The 20,397-nt window shown below is 43.7% G+C and carries 23 protein-coding genes; 14 read left to right on the forward strand and 9 right to left on the reverse strand.

Annotated elements, in window-relative coordinates:
* Nucleotides 1-35 precede the first annotated feature (35 nt).
* Nucleotides 36-629: a DUF6134 family protein gene (locus K1Y79_RS19355; protein ID WP_220251805.1), complete on the forward strand. Its 594-nt coding sequence runs from the start codon at nt 36-38 to the stop codon at nt 627-629.
* Nucleotides 630-807: 178 nt separating this feature from the next.
* On the opposite strand, the gene K1Y79_RS19360 is transcribed toward K1Y79_RS19355, so the two are convergent.
* The 8 genes from K1Y79_RS19360 to gldA form a co-directional block, all read right to left on the reverse strand.
* Nucleotides 808-1,998: a Gfo/Idh/MocA family protein gene (locus K1Y79_RS19360; protein WP_220251806.1), complete on the reverse strand. Its 1,191-nt coding sequence runs from the start codon at nt 1,996-1,998 to the stop codon at nt 808-810.
* A 111-nt stretch (nt 1,999-2,109) separates the two neighbouring features.
* Nucleotides 2,110-3,339: a nucleoside permease gene (locus K1Y79_RS19365; protein ID WP_220251807.1), complete on the reverse strand. Its 1,230-nt coding sequence runs from the start codon at nt 3,337-3,339 to the stop codon at nt 2,110-2,112.
* Nucleotides 3,340-3,438: 99 nt separating this feature from the next.
* Entirely contained in the window at nt 3,439-4,155 is a 717-nt protein-coding gene (locus tag K1Y79_RS19370; RefSeq protein ID WP_220251808.1) for a YqjF family protein, read from the reverse strand.
* Nucleotides 4,156-4,165: 10 nt separating this feature from the next.
* On the reverse strand, nt 4,166-4,813 hold the full coding sequence (nth, locus tag K1Y79_RS19375; protein WP_220251809.1) for an endonuclease III: 648 nt from the start codon (nt 4,811-4,813) through the stop codon (nt 4,166-4,168).
* Between the two features lie 121 nt (nt 4,814-4,934).
* A complete protein-coding gene (locus K1Y79_RS19380; protein ID WP_220251810.1) occupies nt 4,935-5,087 on the reverse strand; it encodes a hypothetical protein in 153 nt (50 codons plus the stop codon).
* Nucleotides 5,088-5,315: 228 nt separating this feature from the next.
* Nucleotides 5,316-5,585: an FtsB family cell division protein gene (locus K1Y79_RS19385; protein ID WP_236059701.1), complete on the reverse strand. Its 270-nt coding sequence runs from the start codon at nt 5,583-5,585 to the stop codon at nt 5,316-5,318.
* Nucleotides 5,586-5,774: 189 nt separating this feature from the next.
* Complete coding sequence (gene eno, locus K1Y79_RS19390) at nt 5,775-7,067, reverse strand: phosphopyruvate hydratase (RefSeq protein ID WP_220251812.1); 1,293 nt, start codon at nt 7,065-7,067, stop codon at nt 5,775-5,777.
* Between the two features lie 76 nt (nt 7,068-7,143).
* On the reverse strand, nt 7,144-8,055 hold the full coding sequence (gene gldA / locus K1Y79_RS19395) for a gliding motility-associated ABC transporter ATP-binding subunit GldA (protein ID WP_220251813.1): 912 nt from the start codon (nt 8,053-8,055) through the stop codon (nt 7,144-7,146).
* Between the two features lie 319 nt (nt 8,056-8,374).
* On the opposite strand from gldA, the gene K1Y79_RS19400 reads away from it, so the two are divergent.
* From K1Y79_RS19400 to K1Y79_RS19455, 12 genes are all read left to right on the forward strand, one after another.
* On the forward strand, nt 8,375-8,950 hold the full coding sequence (locus K1Y79_RS19400; protein ID WP_220251814.1) for a TerD family protein: 576 nt from the start codon (nt 8,375-8,377) through the stop codon (nt 8,948-8,950).
* A gap of 35 nt (nt 8,951-8,985) precedes the next feature.
* On the forward strand, nt 8,986-9,654 hold the full coding sequence (locus K1Y79_RS19405; RefSeq protein WP_220251815.1) for a TerD family protein: 669 nt from the start codon (nt 8,986-8,988) through the stop codon (nt 9,652-9,654).
* 25 nt (nt 9,655-9,679) lie between these two features.
* Nucleotides 9,680-10,318, forward strand: coding sequence for a vWA domain-containing protein (locus K1Y79_RS19410; protein WP_220251816.1), 639 nt, complete (start codon nt 9,680-9,682; stop codon nt 10,316-10,318).
* A gap of 1 nt (nt 10,319) precedes the next feature.
* Entirely contained in the window at nt 10,320-11,030 is a 711-nt protein-coding gene (locus K1Y79_RS19415; RefSeq protein WP_220251817.1) for an HAD family hydrolase, read from the forward strand.
* Nucleotides 11,005-11,895, forward strand: coding sequence for a phosphoribosyltransferase family protein (locus tag K1Y79_RS19420; protein ID WP_220251818.1), 891 nt, complete (start codon nt 11,005-11,007; stop codon nt 11,893-11,895). The genes K1Y79_RS19415 and K1Y79_RS19420 overlap by 26 nt, the downstream gene beginning before the upstream one ends.
* Nucleotides 11,829-12,383, forward strand: coding sequence for a TerD family protein (locus tag K1Y79_RS19425; protein ID WP_220251819.1), 555 nt, complete (start codon nt 11,829-11,831; stop codon nt 12,381-12,383). Before K1Y79_RS19420 ends, K1Y79_RS19425 begins: the two co-directional genes overlap by 67 nt.
* A 121-nt stretch (nt 12,384-12,504) precedes the next feature.
* A complete protein-coding gene (locus K1Y79_RS19430) occupies nt 12,505-13,140 on the forward strand; it encodes a vWA domain-containing protein (RefSeq protein ID WP_220251820.1) in 636 nt (211 codons plus the stop codon).
* A 79-nt stretch (nt 13,141-13,219) separates the two neighbouring features.
* Complete coding sequence (locus K1Y79_RS19435; RefSeq protein ID WP_220251821.1) at nt 13,220-13,474, forward strand: hypothetical protein; 255 nt, start codon at nt 13,220-13,222, stop codon at nt 13,472-13,474.
* A complete protein-coding gene (locus K1Y79_RS19440) occupies nt 13,474-14,532 on the forward strand; it encodes a TerY-C metal binding domain-containing protein (protein WP_220251822.1) in 1,059 nt (352 codons plus the stop codon). The genes K1Y79_RS19435 and K1Y79_RS19440 overlap by 1 nt, the downstream gene beginning before the upstream one ends.
* A complete protein-coding gene (locus K1Y79_RS19445) occupies nt 14,532-15,944 on the forward strand; it encodes a PP2C family serine/threonine-protein phosphatase (RefSeq protein WP_220251823.1) in 1,413 nt (470 codons plus the stop codon). The genes K1Y79_RS19440 and K1Y79_RS19445 overlap by 1 nt, the downstream gene beginning before the upstream one ends.
* Nucleotides 15,945-15,954: 10 nt before the next feature.
* Nucleotides 15,955-17,472, forward strand: coding sequence for a helix-hairpin-helix domain-containing protein (locus tag K1Y79_RS19450; protein ID WP_220251824.1), 1,518 nt, complete (start codon nt 15,955-15,957; stop codon nt 17,470-17,472).
* Between the two features lie 35 nt (nt 17,473-17,507).
* Nucleotides 17,508-18,323, forward strand: coding sequence for a TerC family protein (locus K1Y79_RS19455; protein ID WP_220251825.1), 816 nt, complete (start codon nt 17,508-17,510; stop codon nt 18,321-18,323).
* Between the two features lie 89 nt (nt 18,324-18,412).
* On the opposite strand, the gene K1Y79_RS19460 is transcribed toward K1Y79_RS19455, so the two are convergent.
* Nucleotides 18,413-18,553: a hypothetical protein gene (locus K1Y79_RS19460; protein ID WP_220251826.1), complete on the reverse strand. Its 141-nt coding sequence runs from the start codon at nt 18,551-18,553 to the stop codon at nt 18,413-18,415.
* Between the two features lie 142 nt (nt 18,554-18,695).
* Between K1Y79_RS19460 and K1Y79_RS19465 the strand changes: the two genes are divergently transcribed.
* Nucleotides 18,696-20,393 carry a peptidoglycan DD-metalloendopeptidase family protein gene (locus K1Y79_RS19465; protein ID WP_220251827.1) on the forward strand — a complete coding sequence of 566 codons (1,698 nt, stop codon included), beginning with the start codon at nt 18,696-18,698 and terminating at the stop codon, nt 20,391-20,393.
* Nucleotides 20,394-20,397: the final 4 nt, after the last annotated feature.

Genomic DNA, 20,397 nt, shown 5'->3' on the forward strand with positions numbered 1-20,397 from the left:
AGGAACGGATTACTACAACATCCAAAACCTTTATCATGAAAGGCGCTATCTGGTCTACACTGTTTCTCTGCCTGTTTACATTAAACAGTGCATTGTTATACGCCCAAACACACAATTACGAAATACGTTTCAGTAATCACGTTATAGGTAACATTACCGCACATTGTAAGGTAAACGGAGCTGCCCGAAATATCTCCATTAAAAGTAAGGTGGAGATGAAGCTACTCGCTAAATTCAACCTTGATATCTCCTGTGATTTCGATAATAATATTCTGATCCGTTCAAAAGTGATAAAGAGTTCCGGCAAGGAAGGCGACGATAAGACGATTGTCACCCAGCGGGAAGCGAAGCACTATGCGGTTATACTAAACGGACAGAAATCTGTGCTGAATACTTCTGAGATTATACATTCCGTTGGCGAAATGTACTTTACAGAGCCAAGACAGATTACAAAGATCTTTTCTGAGACTTTAGGCATGTTTTTGACGCTTAATTCCCTTGGAAATGGCTCATATGAGCTATTGCTGCCAGAAGGCAAGAAAAACGTCTATAAATACGAAAAAGGTACATTGGTGCAGGTAGAAATTGCGCAAGCTCTTGGTAAAGCCTATATTATCAGGATCAGTTGATCTGTCTGACTGGCTTTTGATCTTCACTCCAAATGAGTACTAATACATCACCAAAAGGGCACCTCAATATCCCTTCGATATACAGATGCCCTCTTAGTGCCCTTATGATGTAATGAAAATATGAATAGTAAAGCCTATTAAAAAGGGGCTTAACTTAAGCCCCTTTTTTACTAAAATGTTATAAAACACGTTCAATAATCTGCCCGCTTTTCTTCTCTTTTAAAATCAGCTTCTTAGCGCCGAAGTGAGTCATTTCTTCTTTTACCAGATAGTAATCCGCATCATAATCCACCAATGTCTGAGGCTTGGTTAATCCAGTCTGGCCACGCCAGATATCCAATTGTACCGGTTCCCATTGTTTGCTGGCGGCACTTCTATAAGCTGCGTCCAGGACTGCATTTACTACATATCCGTCATAGAAGGTTTCACGCGCTGGCCTATTATTCTCAATAGCGTTAAACATGTCAGCAAACATGTGGTTATATCCAAGTTCATTCAGTTCATCTCCTACCGGGAATAACCATCCGGTATTACTTTCTGCTTTTTCTGCAACATAATCAGCGCCTTTACCGGTGGTGAACATATCAAAGCCTGTACGCAGGAAGCTGTTGAGCCAGATTGTTCCTTCGGTACCCATTACTTCGTCACGTAAATCAAGTCCGCCACGGAATGTCCAGCTAACCTCAAATTGTCCGATAGCTCCATTCTCATATTTTACCAGGCCTATTGCATGATCTTCTGCGTCAATGGGTTTTACCTGCGTGTCAGCCCAGCACATTACTTCTACTGGTTTAATATCTTTTCCTATAAAGCTGCGAGCAATTTCTACGCAATGGCAGCCAAGGTCAAGAATACAACCACCGCCTGCCTGTTCCTTGTCCCAGAACCATTCACTGTGTGGACCAGGGTGGGTTTCCCTGGATTTGGCCCAGAGTATCCGTCCTAATGCACCACTTTGTACGCTATCGAGCGCTTTCAGGAACTTGGGCGTATAAACCAGATCTTCCAGGTAGCCATTAAATATGCCGGCGGCTTCAACCATTTCCAGCATACGCTTGGCTTCTTCAGCGTTGCGTCCTAATGGCTTGGTACAGATCACCCCTTTTTTGTGTTTGCAACAAAGGGCAACGGCTGCTTCGTGCAGATTGTTAGGAAGTGAGATGCAAACAACGTTCACATCGGGGTGTGCTATAGACGCTTCCATATCGGTAGTCCAATGAGCTACATTATAATCATCTGCAAATTTCTTTGCACTTTCTTCTCTTCGTGAATAGATACTGACAATCTTGTCTCGGCTTCTTTGCCCCTGTAGGGAGTCTGCATAGAAGCGGCCAATGAAGCCGGAGCCTAACATGGAAATACGTTGCATAAATATCTGATTGAGTTTAGGAATTACAATGAATCGGAAATAAAAACTCCGCAGTAAAACAACCAGATTGACATAGGTAGTTCACTGCGGAGTGTTATATGTAGAAGGGGATTATGCTACTACTTGTTTTTTATTGTCACGGAAAGTGACCATGAATAACAGCCATACTACAACAGCAATGCCGGACGGTATTACCCATACATGTCTCCAGAAATTATCAACAGGGTGAGTAGTGTAGTAATCTGTAATGAAACCAGCAACCCAAAAACCGATCAGCATACCTACACCATAGGTAGCGAGGGTAACCAGACCCTGAGCCGCACTTTTATACTTTTCTCCTGCCTGTGCGTCAGTGTAGATCTGACCAGATACGAAGAAGAAGTCATAACAGATACCGTGGAGTGCGATACCTAAGATCAGCATAAAGGAAAGATCATCTGCATTCCCAAAAGCAAATAACAGGTAACGTACTGCCCATGCAATCATCCCAATCATGATGGTTATCTTAAAGCCATAACGGCTAAAGAATACTGGGATCAGCAAGATGAAAAGTGCTTCAGATACCTGGCCAATGATCATCTTACCTGATGGGTTTTCCAGACCTGACTGCTCAAGGAAATTATGCGCATTTTGATAGTAAAATGCCAACGGAATACATATCAGGATAGAGGAAATGAAGAAGATCAGGAAGTTTTTGTTCTTCAGTAATTTAATGGCGTCAAGACCAAGGATAGAGCTGATACTATCTTTCTGACTTTTATCTTTAACAGGAGGTGTCTTAGGTAGTGTGAAGCTGAACAGACCAAGCAACAGGGAAGAGATAGATGCCATTGCGAATGTGTTCTTCAGGGCGCCTGCCGCAGTACCTTCTTTTGAGTCCCAATGGAAGATATAACTGATTGAGAAACCGGCAACAATCCAGCCTACAGTACCCCATACACGGATAGTAGAAAATTCTTTTTCAGGATTTGTCATCTGACGGAAGGACACAGAGTTTACCAGTGCCAGCGTTGGCATGTAACCAACCATGTAAGCAAAAACATAAGGGTAGAATACACTTACACTTTCTGCGCGATACATCTGAAACATCAGAAATGCGCCAAGCAGGTGCAGGATGCCCAGTATTTTTTCAGCATTAAAGTATTTGTCTGCAATCATCCCGATGATAAATGGTGCTATGATCGCGCCGTAGGACTGTGTTGAGAACACGCTGGCGGTTTCAAGACCGGATGCAGATAGGTTGTTTGCAAGAAATGTTCCCAATGTCACAAACCATGCTCCCCATGTGAAAAACTCAAGGAACATCATAATGGACAACTGTAAGCGAGTACCTGATTTCATAACGAATTTTAGACTTTATTACTCAGTGATAAACTTTAACGGCAAAAGATAAGTAAAATATAAACGAAATTCCAAATTAGTAGTACGGATGGTCGTGATTTACAGCAATTTTTTTGGCATGACGCTGATGTCAGAGCCTTCAGCCAGTAGTACTGATACCGGTTGCTGCTGTAACATGGGCACAAAAGCTGGCCCATAGAGTATTGCGGTGTCGCAGTGGTAGGAGTAATCGATGATGCGATGTGTTCTCCACTGAGGATGAGCTACCTGGTATTCACCTGTACGTTTATCCGCCATTTGTGTATAACCCCAGTAATGGTCAGTAATAAATTCCGCTTCACTGCCAGCCGTAATTGGGAGCGCTTCCTTTTCAGCAGTAGCTTTTAGAAAATTCCAGTTCTGCTTTACTTTCCAGTCATAGCTTACTTCCAGCATATTGTCCGGAGAGTACGACCATTGGTGCCGCATAGGATGGGTGGCATATTTCTCCTTGTAGATAGTGTTGGCCACAAAAGTGATCATTCTTTTAGGGACAATCTCCTTTACGAATACAACACCCCTTTTCCATACACGGTCTTCTTTATAGCGTACATAGAAACGAAGATTAACTTCTTCAAAGTTGCGGTGAAAGGGAAGGGATAAGCCCATTACCCGGGTATTCTGGAACAGAAAGCCGACCAGACTCACATATAAGGTATTATTCCAGATATCCAGTTCGGTATTACGAGGTACAAGTGGTTGTAAGACAGCGGGGTCTGCCTCAAAGTTAATCATGAGGAGATTGCGCCAGGCGGCTGTAAGAAAAGGTTTTCCCATAATAAGTTAGTTAATTACCACGTACGAGGGTGCGATAGTATTTGCATACTGGTCGGAGGCCGCATTCCTCACATTTTGGTGTGCGGGCAACGCAGATATATCGTCCGTGCAGGATGAGCCAATGGTGAGCTATGTGCACTTTCTCTGTGGGAATATACTTAAGTAATTGTTTTTCAGTCTGTAGGGGAGTAGTCGCGTTGGTTGTCAGGCCAATACGGGCAGAAACACGAAACACATGGGTGTCTACGGCCATATTAGGTTGTTGGTGCACGACCGAGGTAATCACATTGGCTGTTTTACGGCCTACACCTGGTAATTTCACCAGCTGCTCGACAGTAGAAGGTATTTCTCCATTGAAATCCTCAACGACCATTTGAGCCATTCCTATAAGATGTTTGGTCTTATTGTTAGGATAGCTGATACTGCGTATTAGTGGGAAAAGGTCGTCAAAAGTTGCCTGGCTGAGCGCTTCCACATCCGGGTATTGGCTGAAGATGGCAGGAGTGGTCATATTCACCCGTTTATCAGTGCATTGAGCTGACAGAATAACTGCTACCAGCAGTTGATAAGGATTGTCGTAAATCAGTTCAGTCTCCGCATTGGGAGCGTGTTCTTCAAAGTATTCAAGGACGAAGGCAAAGCGTTCTTTCTTTGTCATATCTGTAAAGATAGGGCAAAGATAATATGCTGCAAATATGCAGTGCAGCAGGAGCACAACGATGCCTGCCTCTTTGAGAGCGATCTATGAATAATTGGGCTGAGAGTTGATAATCAGTTGATTACTTGGTTGGCGTCGTCGCCTTCTTTGCGTATTCCGCGATTGCCTGTAACGTCTCTGGTCTGGGTGAGAAACGAATAGTATCGAGCGCTTTCCTGGTCTGGTTGAGACACATCTCTTCTTCACGGGATAATTCCGGGTCATTATTAGTCATGGTCTTTAATTTATTGGCGCTATTAGTTACAGAATTTAAGGCAGAAAATGAGTGTGTAAAATTCCCCATGCAATATTGTTTTAATACAAATGATTAGTTGCTAAGACTATAACGGAGATCATTGATGAAGTATTGTCAACGTTATGTGAAATATTTAGGAAGTAAAGCTAACCGGTCTGCACAGAATTTCGGACGGCAATAGGAATATCAGTAACGTGGATCGGCGTTCTAGTTTTTCTCAGTGATAATGAACAGATCTTCATCATCTCTCTTCATCAGGTATTTTTCACGTGCGAATTTCTCCAGCTTCTCTGGGCTGGACAATAGTTCCTGTTGTTCTTTTCTTGTTTTGCTGATCTCGTCAAGGAAGAACTTTTTCTGGCCTTCCAGTTTATTGACTTCAGACTGGAGCTCATACTGTGATATGAAGTTCTTACTATCCATAAATGCCAGCCAGATAAAGAAAGCAGCTGCAGAAACAAAGTATTTGTTTCGCATGTAAGCTGGCAATTTGATAGATTTCAGATCTGGCATAATGGGCAGATGAACTAAAGAAAGAGTTAATGTAAAAAAAAGCCGGGTTTTGAAGTAACTCAAAACCCGGCGAATATGGACCACTAATTAAAATATCGTCATCAAAGATCCATTGCCGACATTCGACGTACGACACTCAATCGAGCGTTGTTATTACTTCTTACCAAATTTAACGGATTTTCCCGGATAATACGCTACGTTGTCCAATTCTTCTTCAATACGGAGCAACTGGTTGTATTTAGCCATACGGTCAGTACGGGAAGCAGAACCGGTTTTGATCTGACCGCAGTTCAATGCAACAGCCAGGTCAGCGATGGTAGTATCTTCAGTTTCGCCGGAACGGTGGCTCATGATAGAGGTATAACCTGCTTTGTGCGCCATGTTAACTGCGTCAATAGTTTCAGTAACAGTACCGATCTGGTTTACTTTAATCAGGATGCTGTTTGCGATATTCTGGTCGATACCTGTTTTCAGGCGTTTTACGTTAGTTACGAACAGGTCATCACCTACCAGCTGTACAGTAGAACCAACAGCTTCAGTCAGTTTTTTCCAGCCATCCCAATCGTCTTCAGCCATACCGTCTTCGATAGATACGATTGGGTATTTTTTGCACCATTCAGCCCAGAAAGCAACCATTTCTTCGCTGCTGATCACTTTGCCAGAGCTTTTGTAGAATTTGTAAGTCTTGTCAGCATCGTTGAACATTTCGCTGCTTGCTGCATCTAATGCGATGGAGATCTGTTCACCTGGTTTGTAACCAGCTGCTTCGATCGCTGCGATAACTGTTTCAATAGCTTCTTCGTTGCTCTGGATTTCAGGAGCGAAACCGCCTTCGTCACCTACGTTAGTACTGTAACCTTTCTTTTTCAGAACGGATTTCAGGTGGTGGAATACTTCAACACCCCAGCGCAGACCTTCAGAGAAGGAAGATGCACCTACAGGAACAATCATAAACTCCTGGAAATCAATTTTATTATCAGCATGTACACCACCATTAATGATGTTCATCAGCGGAATTGGAAGGGTAGTAGCATTAACGCCACCCAGGTAGCGGTACAGTGGCAGGTTAGCTTCATCAGCGGCAGCTTTGGCAACAGCCATGCTCACAGCCAGGGTTGCATTAGCACCCAGTTTACCTTTATTTTCAGTACCATCCAGTTCAATCAGGAATTTATCGATACCGGCCTGGTCTTTAACGTCCCATCCAACCAGCTCTTCAGCGATGATGTCGTTTACGTTGTTAACAGCCTGGATAACACCTTTACCCATGTATACTGCTTTATCGTTATCACGCAGTTCAACAGCTTCGTGCTTACCGGTAGAAGCGCCTGATGGAACGGCTGCACGGCCAAAGTGACCGTCTTCTGTGGTTACATCTACTTCTACAGTCGGATTGCCACGGCTATCAAGGATCTGCCTTGCATGGATTGATGAAATGGTACTCATTGTCGTTTAATTGTTTTAATATAATAATTTGTAAGTCAATTTGTTACCGGAATAATTGAAGCTTCCCGGGAACCCCCTACTTTGTCAATTCCCTGAATATAGACTCCAGGCTTTGCGAATTGCTTTGCAAAGAAAGGATGTTCCTGTTATTTATCAAAGCAAATTGTAGCAGGTTTTTACGTACTTCTTCCAGATTGCCGGCAAATAACTGCCAAGTACGCGGATCCTGTTGTTTAACATTTGTCACACCCGTAAGCTGTTGTAACTCAGCTGTTGTTGGCAGAGGATCGCCGAAGGATACCTGGATATACCCATTATCCATTCTTCCTTGCTGAAGGTTTGTCAATGAGTCATCGGCGATGATATTACCTTTATTGATAATGATGACCCGGCTACACATAGCTTCGACTTCCTGCATAATATGGGTACTCAGAAGGATGGTTTTCTCTTTTCCCAGTTCAGAAATCAGTTCCCTGATATCTACCAGCTGATTAGGATCAAAACCGGATGTCGGTTCATCGAGTATCAATACTTCCGGATCGTGTATAAGTGCCTGGGCTAAACCCACACGTTGCTTATACCCTTTGGATAAGGCACCGATCTTCTTTTTACTTTCAGGTTGCAGACCAGTCATACCAATTACTTCAGCAATACGCTTTTCCGTATTGCTACCTAATTTGTGTATACTGGCAATAAAAGTGAGAAATTCCCTGACATACATGTCTGTATACAGCGGATTGGCTTCGGGCAGGTAACCAATACGCTGCCGCACTTCAATAGGATGTGTTACTACGTCATAGCCGCCTACACTGGCAGTGCCACTTGTAGGTGGCAGGTAACCAGTAATCATCTTCATGGTAGTGCTCTTACCAGCTCCGTTAGGACCCAGAAAACCCACTACTTCGCCCTTGGTCAGTGCAAAGGAAATATCATTGACTGCCCGTTGCTCTCCGTATACCTTGCTTAACTGTGTTACTGTGATTGACATTAGGTTTTCCACTTTGGCGGCCCTAAAGTATGAAAATCGGATTAGAATAAAAATCGCTTATAATCGTCTAAATGTTAAATAACTGTATTCCAGGTCTATTTGATAAGTGATGCTACCGATTTAACTAAACTTTTATACCAAAAATTAGCTCAGAATATATAATTTTAAATATATTCACAAATCATAACCTGATGCAGGGCAGTATGTTCTGATTAATTCTGGTTATATTTAACACCTCCATCGTATTGAATGCATGGTCACAACAGTTGTTAATCAATAATCACTATACATTTTAAACCCTGCAAACTTTTAACATTTCATGGCAATTAATTTACAGAAGGGACAAAAAATCGACATCGGATTATCCAATATCAGCGTAGGTCTGGGTTGGAATCCTAACGAAGGGACCGGGAATGCTTTTGACTTGGATGCATCCGCGTTTATGATTGATGGTAACAGGTTAATCCCCGCAGAAGGATATTTTGTATTTTATGGTAATACTACCTCCCCTGATGGTTCGCTACAGCATACTGGTGATGATCCTACAGGTGGTAATAGTGCTGAAGGTGATGATGAAACAATCAAAGTTGATCTTTCCAAAGTAAATGCAGATATCAAGGAGATATTGTTTGTAGTAACCATTCATGACGCTACTGATCGTAAACAGAACTTTGGACAGGTAAGAAATTCATATATCCGTATTGTTAATGATGCAAATGGAGAAGAAATTGCTAAATATGAGTTAGGCGAAGATTTCTCTATAGAAACCGGCGTGGAATTTGGTCGTCTTTATTCACGGGATGGCAAATGGCGTTTCGAGGCTTCAGGTATCGGGTATAAAGAGGATCTGGCTTATTTCCTGGGCAAATACTACAAGGGACAAATTATTAAGTAGTCTATTCTATCAATACACACATAGCATTATATTTTATGGCAATCAATTTAGTTAAGGGACAAACCATTGACCTCCGCAAAAATGATAAAGGTGAAAGCTTCGATCTGTCAACAGTGACTATAGGTCTGGGCTGGGATTTACGTAAGAAAAGCGGTGGCTTTTTCGGTAAACTTTTAGGTGGTAAAGAAGAGGAATTTGACCTCGATGCAATTGCTTTCCTGCTGGATAAGAATGGTAAAGTCGCAGATCTTGGTAAAACTGTACAGACAAATGATGGACGTAACCTGAGCCTTTATCAGGGAGATGTCATCTTCTTTAATAGTCAGCGTCACCCGTCAGGCAATATCTGGCTGACAGGCGATAATCGCACCGGTGCAGGCGACGGAGATGATGAGCAGATCATTGTTAAACTGGATAGCCTGGATGCGAAATATGAGAAGATACTTTTCATTGTTTCTATTTACCAGGGCCGTCAGCGTAATCAGCACTTCGGCGGTATTGAAAACGCTTTCATCCGTGCTGTAGACAACAAAGGGAAAGAGATTGTTAAATTCAATCTTTCCGGTGATGCATCATATACCAATATGTGCTCAATGGTCTTTGCAGAGGTATATCGTAAAGACGGTACCTGGAAATTCAGAGCATTAGGAGATCCTCAGCCAGCTGATAGCTTCGTGGAAATCCTGCGGAATTATGTTTATTAATTAACCCATTCTATAAGAGTCATTCATGAGAAGATTACCGGTTTATTTAGTCCTGGATACTTCCGGCTCTATGAGCGGCGAGCCCATAGAAGCTGTGAAAAACGGTGTACAGGTTTTGATCTCAACCCTGAGGCAAGACCCATATGCCCTGGAAACTGCATTCCTCAGCCTGATCACTTTTGACAGTGATGCGCGCCAATTGGTGCCGCTCACAGATCTGTCCTCTTTCCAGATGCCTGAATTAAAAGCTTCAGGTGGTACTTCTCTCGGTTCTGCATTACAGCTGGTAGCCGATAGTATCAACAGGGAAGTGGCAAAGTCTACTCCTGATGTGAAAGGTGACTGGAAACCGTTGGTATTCCTAATGACAGATGGTATCCCGACCGATACGTGGCAGAGCGGATTGAATGCCTTTCAGAATACCAAAATAGGTATTACAGTTGCCTGTGCCGCTGGCAATGGCGCTGATGTGAATCTGCTCAAACAGATCACCAATACCGTTGTTTCACTCGATACGGCAGATGCCGCTACTATCAAAGCTTTCTTTAAGTGGGTATCAGCCTCTGTAAGTACAGGCAGCCAGAAGGTTGAAAGTGGCGATAAAGAAGTAGCCGGACTGAATGAATTGCCACCACCTCCACCGGAAGTGAATATCGTTGTGTAATATGGGAAATATCAGGCACGTATCTTTCGATCTGTGGATGACGCTCATCCGTTCGCATCCTTCTTTTAAAACGAAGCGTGCGGCCCTTTTCCGCTCGTTCTTTTCCCTGGAAGCCTTTCCGCCGGAGAAAGTAGAGTCAGTATACAGGGAAGTGGATGTGCTGATTAATAACATGAACGAAATTACCGGGCGTAACGTACATACATTTGAAATGTACCTCTTATGCCTGCACCTGTTGGGAATAGATATTAAAACTGTGCAACCGGACAAACTGGAAGAATTTTACAGTTTGTCCGAAGCACTTTTTTTTCAATATCCTCCGTCGCATTTGTATGAGGACACAACACAGTTGTTAGCCGCTTTGCAGCACCAGGGTATTACCACCTGTCTGCTCAGCAACACAGGATTTATTCAGGGTCGTACATTACGTAAACTGATGACAGCATGGGGGTGGGACGCCTATCTTTCATTTCAGTTGTATTCCGATGAAACAGGTTTTTCCAAACCGGATATACAAATGTTCAGTCTTATGCTGGACCGTGTATCCTCATTGCATACTGACCTTGCCCCCGCGGAGGTATGGCACCTGGGAGATAACCAGCTGGCCGATGTAAAGGGGGCACAACGCTTGGGTATATCCGCAACACTGACTGACATAGTTCAGAACCCCTTAAACAAGTTGTTAAATGAAAGATGTTTATGCCTTACATAGCATTTTAGATGACGCTCAATTCCCGTTTGATCCTGCCGCTTACAGCCGCTTTAAATTCGGGGACGGAGCCGTTGCAAACGCATATGGTACTGCACTTGCAGAAGGCTTCATTACCGCGTACGGAAACAGATTGTCAGAGAATGAACAGCTGGTTGTATTACCAAGCCCTTATACCAGCATCCCTACCGCTTCTTTTCACATGACAACAGCATTTGTAAAAGTGCTGAACCGTTATTTGTGTATGAGAGGCTATAGTCCGGCAGAAACAGCCAAAATTCACCGCTACAAAACCTATAGCATTGACTATGGGGCGCTGGATATGGAAAGCCGGAAGGCACTTATCATCAATGATAAATATCATCTTGATAAGGACTTCCTGGCGGGTAAGACGCTGATATTTACTGATGACATCCGTATAACAGGTAGTCATGAATTGATTATCCGCAACCTACTGAATAAGTTCGAGCTAAGTAACGACGCGTATTTCCTCTACTATGCAAAACTGCATAATCAGGATATACATCCCAACATAGAAAATAAGCTGAACTACCATAGTGTACATTCCCTGCATTGTCTTGAATCGGTAATCGCTTCACCTGATTTCCTGTTTAACACAAGGGTGGTTAAATACATACTGAACGCGCCATTCGCCGCGTATGAGCAGTTACTGATGAAACAGTCAAATACGTTCCTGGAGGATCTGGCTGACTGTTGTATCAGTAATAACTATCACCACATGGAAGAGTACAGAACGAACGCAAATTATTTATTTGATCATCTTCAAAAAATTATACCATCATGGCAATCAATCTGCAAAAAGGAGAAAGAGCCAACCTTGAGTTACCAAAATTCACTATTGGCTTAGGATGGGACATCAATGAATCACATACAGGTGGCGAATGCGATCTGGATGCTTCTGTATTCATATTAGGCGAGAACAGAAAAATTCTGTCTGACCAGCATTTTGTATTTTATAATAACCTTGAATCTCCAGACGGTGCTGTAAAACACTCCGGCGATAATAGAACCGGTGCAGGTGACGGAGATGATGAAACAATCCAGGTAGATCTGTCAGCGATCAACCCTGCTGCTAAAGAGATCTGTATCGTGGTAACCATCCATGAAGCAGCGGCACGTAAGCAGAACTTCGGACAAATCCGCAATTCCTTTATCCGCATCTATGACGCTGCTAAAAATGTTGAGCTGGTGAAATATGAGCTTGGTGAAGATTTCTCTATCGAAACATCCGTGGAGTTTGGCCGTATCTACAAACGTGATAATCAGTGGAGGTTTGAAGCAGTAGGTGTAGGACAAAGCGGAGGACTGGAACAGTACCTAGCGAAATATGCATAACACATAAAATATAGTTGAGGAATCAGGCACTGAAATTACAGTAGTATTCAGTAATATTTCAGGTCCTGATTCCTTATCCTGGCCCCTGATATTTTTATAATCGATTTGACATTGTAAAAGCATGAGAAGACTTCCTGTATACCTCTTACTAGACACTTCGGGATCCATGAGAGGCGAACGAATAGAAGCTGTGAAAAACGGACTGCAGGTATTAGTATCAAAATTAAGACAGGATCCTTTTGCCCTGGAGTCTGTGTGGATCAGTATTATCACTTTCGATAGAGAGGTGAAACAGATACTGCCGCTGACTGCTTTAGAAACATTACAACTACCTGAAATTATAACACCAGAATCCGGTCCTACCAATATGGGCGCGGCATTGGAAATGTTATGCACTAAACTTGATACAGAAGTTGTTAAAGGAAATGATACACAGAAAGGAGACTGGCGCCCGCTGCTCTTCCTGATGACAGACGGTAAACCATCCGATCTGGCAGTGTTCCGTGAGGTAGTACCTAAAATCAAGGGTAAGAACCTTGCAGCACTAGTAGCTTGTGCTGCGGGTGCAGAAGCTCAGGACAGTTTTCTTAAGGAACTGACAGACACTGTGGTTCATCTTGATACTGCAGACAGCTCAACGCTGATGTCTTTCTTTAAATGGGTGTCAGCGTCAATTGGCACTGGCAATAAAAGCGTCGGTACCACCGAAGAAATACAGCTGCCACCACCACCGGCAGAAGTACATGTAATTATATAACGAAGCAGATCAAGCCCTGCTATACATCATAACCATCGTCATGCTAACAAAGCATGCATGACTCAAAAGTGCTATACCCATGTTTTACTTTTTACTGCATCTGATCATTAACATCCTGATTGTAGGGCTCTTTTTATACTCAAAGCTGCTGCCTTATGAGGAACGTTTAACCGGTCAGTATAAGCAGACATTTAACTTCTTTAAAAGCATTTTTAAACCTATACTGGGCCTGTTTAGTGGTATTAAACCATTTCGGGTAGGTACAGGGTTATCTGTAGACATGACACAGATAATATTATTGATCATTTTGCTCGTACTTAACTATTTCTACTGATGAGAAGACTTCCCATTTATTTCCTCATAGATGTTTCTGAATCTATGGTAGGAGAACAAATTCAGTTTGTGGAGGAAGGGCTGGCAACGATTATCAAAGAGTTGAAATCTGACCCGTATGCATTGGAAACTGCCTGGGTATCTATCATTGTATTTGCCGGTCAGGCCAAAACAATCGTTCCTTTGCAGGAAGTCATCAGTTTCTACCCTCCTAAGTTCCCCATAGGTGCCGGTACCTCACTCAGTAACGGATTAGGGCATCTGATGTACGAAATGCGCAAAAATATAATCCAGACTACTACTACTCAGAAAGGGGACTGGAAACCAATCGTGTTCCTCTTTACTGACGGTTCTCCTACCGATGATAGCGCTGCTGCTATCCGCGAGTGGAAACAGAATTGGCAAAGCAAGTCCAATCTGGTTGCCATCTCTTTTGGGGATGAGAACAATCTGAGTGTACTGAAGGAGATGACAGAAACGGTATTGTTATTTAAAAATGCAACGCCACAGTCATACAAAGAGTTTTTCAGATGGGTAACTGCGTCTATCAAATCCAGCAGCGTGAGTGTGAGCAACAACGGCTCAGGAATTGAGCTGGCAAAGCTGAACGACGGGATAATTGAAAAAGTGGAACTTGATAAGCTGCCTCCTGTAAAGCAGGGATTTGTAGATACTAACTATGCCATCTTTGCGGCAAAGTGTCAGAATACTGGTAAACCTTACCTGATTAAATATAAAAAGGGACTACGCCCTGTAACAATCAGTGGCTTAGATATGCAGTCTATGGGATACAGGCTGAACGGTGCATTCCCCGTAGATAATGTCTATTTTGAGCTGTCAGCTGATGGTGGCGTAGTTAATAGCAAAGTGAGTACAGATGAACTTGAAGGCTTTCCTACATGCCCCTGTTGCGGCAACCAGTACGGGTTTAGTGTATGTAGCTGTGGCAAAGTACATTGTGTAGGGCAGGAGGAAGTAAGTACCTGTTCCTGGTGCGGAAAGCAAGGTAAGTATGGTTTTGGTGATGGTCATATGGATATAAACAGAACACAGGGATAATGACGAAACACGACCAGTCTTTTATCGAATCATTGCTGAAACTAAAAGGAAGTGCCGTCAGGGATAACCAGCAGGCATTGTTCCAGCAGTTTATACAGGAAGAACAAATCCTGAAGGCTGTGCAGGTGATTATAAAAACTCAAACTGATATAGTGGAATCCTGGAAAGAAAGATCAATGATTGATGATATCCTGCAGAAGCACATTATGTTGCCAAACGGCAGGGTAAACAAAGCGTATAACTTTACCTTCGATCCTGTTGCATCAGGATTAACAGAGATGGGGGATTTTGAATGGCAGATCCCTGCGGAACTGGGTATTGCTTTTGACGAAGCTACCAATACGATCGCAGGTACGCCTAAACAACAGGGGGAGTTCATTCTATCACTGTTGTTCCGCCTGAAGGATCATCCGGCAGATAAGCCTTTCTCTGAAAAGAAAATTCATCTTGTGATCAATCCGGACCCGAAATCATTGTGGCAGAATCTGCCGTCTGATCAACAGGATAAGTACTGGCAACCAGACAGTGCAGCTGTAACACTGCCTTTCGGAAACCGTAAGCTGGTGATTGCCTCAAAGAGAGGACGTAGCCATGCACATGAAGGTAAGTTCAGGGATGATAGCTTCGGATGCGACTTTAATACTGAAAAGGGATGGGGCATCATTGCCGTGGCCGACGGGGCTGGCTCTGCTAAATACAGCCGTAAAGGAGCTGATATTGCCTGCAAAGCTGCCGTGAACAGTTTCCAGGAGCTGCTGACTGGCGATAAAATAGCCGGTCTGGAAGACGCCATTAACACCTATCTGACAGATCCGAGTGAAGACAGCCAGAAAAAGGTTAGTATGCAGTTCATTGAGCAACTTGGTAAACTAGCCTTTACAGCACAAGGGAAGATCAAGCAAGAGGCACAAGAGAACGGCGCAGAGCCGAAAGATTATGCTACCACCCTTATTTTTGCCCTGGTAAAACAATATCCTGCGGGATATGTAATCAGTTCCTTCTGGGTAGGCGATGGCGGCATAGGCATCTATCAGGACGCGACAGGCGAAGCTTTTGTCATGGGTACCCCAGACAGCGGCGAGTTTGCCGGACAAACCCGCTTTCTTACCATGTCGGACATCTTCGCAAACGGCGCTTACGTAAACCGCATCCGTTTCAAAGTAGTGCCTGATTTTACGGCACTATTGCTGATGACTGACGGTCTCACTGATCCGAAGTTCCAGACGGATGCCAATCTGCAAAAGAGTGAAATCTGGCGCCAGCTGTGGCAGGACCTTAACGGCGCTAATGAAGACGGTACCAAAGTGAATTTTGCAGGCTCTCCTGAAGAAGTAAAAGAATGTCTCCTCAGCTGGCTGGACTTTTGGTCTCCGGGAAATCATGACGATCGTACCATTGCTATTTTATACTGATAAGGATTACATGAGCAACATAATTACAGTAACAGCACAGGACGGGAAGACCTATCAATACGTTGATAATGGTGACCCGATGCAGGGAGGAATGAAAGATGTATATTTTTCTCCGGATAAGTCCTACGTAGTAGCATTCTTCCGGGATAAGCAGGATTTCAACTCCAAAGAACGCCTTAACAATATCGTCAACACCTTCCGGGATAGGATATTTAATCAGCCTGGTGGGGAGTACTGGAAAGATCTGTTCTGCTGGCCGAATAATATAGTAGAACGTGATGGTAAAACCGGTATCATCGTGCCGGTATATCAGCAGAAGTTCTTCTTTACTACCGGCTATAACCCGGGTGCTGCCCAGATGGTATCTATTGCGGGAAAGGAAAAGGAAGGTCGCTGGTTTGCCTCGCCCCAGTTCAGAAGCCGTCAGTTCAAACTGCACCTGGACCCAAGTGAGCTGGGCGATTGGTTTAAATTCTTCCTTATCAATATCAAGATTGCCCGCGCTGTAAGGCGTATGCATGCAGCCGGACTGGCTCACTCTGACCTTTCCTACAAGAACGTTCTGATTGATCCCCGTACCGGCAGTGCTACAATTATTGATATTGATGGACTGGTCGTACCGGGTAAGTTCCCGCCAGATGTGATCGGCACCCCTGATTTCATTGCTCCTGAAGTAATGGCAACCAAACACCTTCCGAAAGAAGATCCTGCCCGTAAACTACCTAGTATTGCTACAGACAGGCATGCGCTTGCTGTAATGATCTACATGTACCTGCTATACAGGCATCCTTTGCGAGGAGGTAAGATTCACGATACAGATGCACAGAAAGACGAAGAATTATCAATGGGAGCGAAGGCGCTGTTCATTGAACACCCTACTGATACTTCCAACAGACCGCGTCTTAACCAGGTAAAACCAACCCATCTGCCATGGGCGGACGTAAGCAAAGTACCATATACGATATGCGGCCCTTACCTGAAAGAGCTGTTTGATAAAGCATTTATAGACGGACTGCACAACCCTTCAATGCGCCCTACCGCAGATGAATGGGAGCAGGCGCTGATTAAAACAGTTGACCTGCTACAGCCATGTCAGAACAAAAACTGTGATCAGAAATGGTTTGTCTTTGACAATACTACCAGCCCCTGCTGTCCACATTGTAATACACCTTACCGTGGGCAATTACCTGTACTCAATTTGTATTGGTCAAGAAAACCGGGTAGCTTTACGCCAGAAAATCACCGATTAATGGTTTACCATAATCAGTATTTATATCCATGGCATGTGAATAGAAATATCTATCCAAATGAAAGACTAACAGATCAGCAGAAAAAACCAGTGGGATATTTTGTATTTCATAATAATAAGTGGCAACTTGTCAATCAAACGCTTACATCCTTGAAGGACGTCACAGAAGGAAAAGACATCCCTGTCAATTCTATGGTGGAGCTGACGGACAATAAACAACTACTACTGTCTCAGGAAGAAGGTGGACGGCTGGTAGTTGTGCAACTCGTAAACAACTAGTCTATCAACAAAAAACAAGAAAATAAAAAACAACTATGCAAATCGCTGAAATGTTCCAGCAGATCCTAGACAACCCGATACCCGCGTTGCTGATCGTTGGGAACCTGATTATTATTGAAAGCCTCTTGTCGGTGGATAATGCGGCTGTATTGGCTACAATGGTAATGGATCTGCCAAAGGAGCAACGTGACCGGGCCCTGAAGTATGGTATTATCGGAGCCTACGTTTTCCGTGGTATCTGTCTGCTATTTGCTTCCCTCCTCATTAAAGTATGGTGGTTGAAGCCAATCGGCGGCCTATACTTGCTGTATCTTACCTTTGACTATTTCCGAAAGAAAGCGGCAAAATCAAAAGCAGAAAAATCCACTGTTGTGGAAGATGAAGCTGAAGAGATCGATAAAAGCAAGAACTGGTTATATAAATCTACTATTGGATGGATGGGTCAGTTCTGGGCCACTGTGGTTTTAGTAGAGATTATGGACCTTGCATTCTCTATCGATAACGTATTTGCAGCAGTTGCTTTCAGTGATAATATCGTATTAATCTGGACCGGCGTATTTATCGGTATACTGGCAATGCGTTTCGTAGCGCAGGGCTTCGTGAAGCTGATGGAGAAATACCCTTTCCTGGAAGTTGCAGCATTCCTGGTAATTGGTGTATTAGGTCTTAAACTGATGTTAGCTGTATACGAGCACTTCTATCCGGAGACTGCTGCAGCTAAGTTCCTGGGAAGTCACGAAGCTGACTGGGCTACCTCCATCATTACTGTATCTATCTTCCTGGTGCCTATTATTACCAGTGCACTGTTTAACTTCCCGAAGAAACACAAGGTAGAAGCAGAGGCTGAGTAATATCACCCTGACATACCAACTTAATAATTGTAAAAAGGACCAGTTACTTGACTGGTCCTTTTGCTTTTATAACAAGTAGTCAAGCTTACCTATGCAGAAATGTAAATGGTATGTGTCAGGTCATAGCCGTGGGTGGTAGCGTTAGCACCCGGAGAGAATACAATTGGGAGTGCCGGAAAGATCACACAGCTGGTAATGTGTATAAGCACCTGACTAACGCTTCCTTTCATAATCGGGTGGTTCTGTTAGGACACAAATGCTTGCATTCGGGGCATTTTACTGCATATATAGAGTGCAAGTAGTTCTGGGATAGCACACATTTCAACATTATTTTATCTCCTTGTGATATTTAAATCGCCTTATTTTTGCGTCATGATAAAACGAATATTCGGGTTATGCATCTTGGTACCTCAGCTGTTACACGCTCAATTGCCGGAGAAAAACTATCCACAGGGGTATTTCCGCAATCCATTGAACGTGCCTATCCAACTGGCAGGTAATTACGGAGAGCTTCGTCCCAATCACTTTCACGCGGGTATCGATATTAAGACCCAGCAACAGGAAAATCTGCCTGTACATGCAGCGGCAGACGGGTATGTCAGCAGAATAGGTGTATCTCATACCGGGTATGGCAATATTGTGTACATCACCCACCCGAATGGGTATACCACGACTTACGGTCACCTGAATCGTTTCTTCCCTGCATTAGAGCAGTATGTTAAGCAGCAGCAGTATTCCGCAGAAAGCTGGGCAACAGATTTGAAGCTGCCACCGGATAAGTTTCCTGTGAAAAAAGGAGACTTTATCGCCTGGAGTGGTAATACCGGAGGCTCTGCAGGACCACACGTTCACTTTGAAATAAGAGATACACATACCGAAAAGCCCTTGAATCCATTGCTGTTTGGGTTTGAAATTCCTGACACCAAAGCGCCGGAAGTGTCCAGGATCGCTTTGTACGATATGGACAGGAGTATATATGACCAGACGCCTCTGATAGTTTCATTGAAGAAGGTAAACGGTGAATATGTACCTGCTACGCCGTTGATCAAGGTAAGGTCTGCTGTTGCAGGTATCGGTATAAACGCCATAGACCGCATGAGCAATGCGCCTAACAGCTATGGTATTTATGAAGTACTGATGTTTGACAGGGATGTGCCTAACAGCGGCTTTCAGATTGATAACATCGGTTTTGACGAGTCAAGGTATATCAATGCACATACAGACTATAAAGTAAGGAAGGGCGGCGGACCCTGGTTACAGCTATTGTTCTCTATACCAGGCAATAAACTGGATATCTATAAGGACGTGCAGGGAGATGGTACAATTGATCTTTCTGATGGTACGCCGCATCCTGTGAAGCTGCTGGTAAAGGATGCCTATGGTAATTCTTCGACCGTAAAATTCTCTTTGCAGCAAAGCGGAGATGCTATCGCGCCGACTAATTGTGCCAATACAATGTTTGCCGAATCAAGGAACATCTTTGAAAATAACCAGATAGAGTTCTCTCTGGATGAACAGGCGCTGTATGACAGGATCTGCTTTAACTACGGAGAAACTCCTACAGGGGAGCAATCAAAGTCTGTATCCTCAATATTCAGATTGCATACAGCACTCGTACCTGTTCACAACTACTTTACGCTGCGGATAAAGCCGGGAAAAACCATTCCGGCAGCACAGCAGCATAAAGTGGTCATGATCCGAGAAGGCCTGGGCGAGACTATCGTACCGGCTACGCTGGATAAGGGCTGGTATACAGGACAATTCAGGGAGTTGGGCAACTTCCACCTTGAAATAGATACAATTGCGCCGAAGATAGCGCTGCTGGGAGGTATAAAGAGTGGGGCTAACCTGTCGAAAGCTGCAAGGCTGTCTTTTGCCATCAGTGACAATTCAGGCATTAAAGCGTACAGAGCTGAACTTGATGGTAAATGGCTGATGTTTTCCCGGAAGGGCGGTGTCATTACCTATACTTTCGATGAGCACTGTAAATCAGGCAAACATAGTCTGCGTTTATTGGTGACAGATCTGGCCGGCAATACAAAAGAACAAACAATCACTTTTACAAGGTAGCGTA

The sequence above is a fragment of the Chitinophaga rhizophila genome, from assembly GCF_019492185.1.
GTDB lineage: Bacteria > Bacteroidota > Bacteroidia > Chitinophagales > Chitinophagaceae > Chitinophaga > Chitinophaga rhizophila.

Excerpts from the sequence above, each read along its gene's own strand:
- K1Y79_RS19445 (WP_220251823.1), top strand. The coding sequence starts at position 14,532 with ATGACGAAACACGACCAGTCTTTTATCGAATCATTGCTGAAACTAAAA.
- K1Y79_RS19415 (WP_220251817.1), top strand. The coding sequence starts at position 10,320 with ATGGGAAATATCAGGCACGTATCTTTCGATCTGTGGATGACGCTCATC.
- nth (WP_220251809.1), bottom strand. The coding sequence starts at position 4,813 with ATGACAAAGAAAGAACGCTTTGCCTTCGTCCTTGAATACTTTGAAGAA.
- K1Y79_RS19425 (WP_220251819.1), top strand. The coding sequence starts at position 11,829 with ATGGCAATCAATCTGCAAAAAGGAGAAAGAGCCAACCTTGAGTTACCA.
- K1Y79_RS19380 (WP_220251810.1), bottom strand. The coding sequence starts at position 5,087 with ATGACTAATAATGACCCGGAATTATCCCGTGAAGAAGAGATGTGTCTC.
- K1Y79_RS19400 (WP_220251814.1), top strand. The coding sequence starts at position 8,375 with ATGGCAATTAATTTACAGAAGGGACAAAAAATCGACATCGGATTATCC.
- K1Y79_RS19465 (WP_220251827.1), top strand. The coding sequence starts at position 18,696 with ATGATAAAACGAATATTCGGGTTATGCATCTTGGTACCTCAGCTGTTA.
- K1Y79_RS19440 (WP_220251822.1), top strand. The coding sequence starts at position 13,474 with ATGAGAAGACTTCCCATTTATTTCCTCATAGATGTTTCTGAATCTATG.
- K1Y79_RS19370 (WP_220251808.1), bottom strand. The coding sequence starts at position 4,155 with ATGGGAAAACCTTTTCTTACAGCCGCCTGGCGCAATCTCCTCATGATT.
- K1Y79_RS19355 (WP_220251805.1), top strand. The coding sequence starts at position 36 with ATGAAAGGCGCTATCTGGTCTACACTGTTTCTCTGCCTGTTTACATTA.
- K1Y79_RS19420 (WP_220251818.1), top strand. The coding sequence starts at position 11,005 with ATGAAAGATGTTTATGCCTTACATAGCATTTTAGATGACGCTCAATTC.
- K1Y79_RS19455 (WP_220251825.1), top strand. The coding sequence starts at position 17,508 with ATGCAAATCGCTGAAATGTTCCAGCAGATCCTAGACAACCCGATACCC.
- K1Y79_RS19410 (WP_220251816.1), top strand. The coding sequence starts at position 9,680 with ATGAGAAGATTACCGGTTTATTTAGTCCTGGATACTTCCGGCTCTATG.
- K1Y79_RS19405 (WP_220251815.1), top strand. The coding sequence starts at position 8,986 with ATGGCAATCAATTTAGTTAAGGGACAAACCATTGACCTCCGCAAAAAT.
- K1Y79_RS19450 (WP_220251824.1), top strand. The coding sequence starts at position 15,955 with ATGAGCAACATAATTACAGTAACAGCACAGGACGGGAAGACCTATCAA.
- K1Y79_RS19430 (WP_220251820.1), top strand. The coding sequence starts at position 12,505 with ATGAGAAGACTTCCTGTATACCTCTTACTAGACACTTCGGGATCCATG.
- gldA (WP_220251813.1), bottom strand. The coding sequence starts at position 8,055 with ATGTCAATCACAGTAACACAGTTAAGCAAGGTATACGGAGAGCAACGG.
- K1Y79_RS19385 (WP_236059701.1), bottom strand. The coding sequence starts at position 5,585 with ATGCGAAACAAATACTTTGTTTCTGCAGCTGCTTTCTTTATCTGGCTG.
- K1Y79_RS19360 (WP_220251806.1), bottom strand. The coding sequence starts at position 1,998 with ATGCAACGTATTTCCATGTTAGGCTCCGGCTTCATTGGCCGCTTCTAT.
- K1Y79_RS19435 (WP_220251821.1), top strand. The coding sequence starts at position 13,220 with ATGTTTTACTTTTTACTGCATCTGATCATTAACATCCTGATTGTAGGG.
- eno (WP_220251812.1), bottom strand. The coding sequence starts at position 7,067 with ATGAGTACCATTTCATCAATCCATGCAAGGCAGATCCTTGATAGCCGT.
- K1Y79_RS19460 (WP_220251826.1), bottom strand. The coding sequence starts at position 18,553 with ATGAAAGGAAGCGTTAGTCAGGTGCTTATACACATTACCAGCTGTGTG.
- K1Y79_RS19365 (WP_220251807.1), bottom strand. The coding sequence starts at position 3,339 with ATGAAATCAGGTACTCGCTTACAGTTGTCCATTATGATGTTCCTTGAG.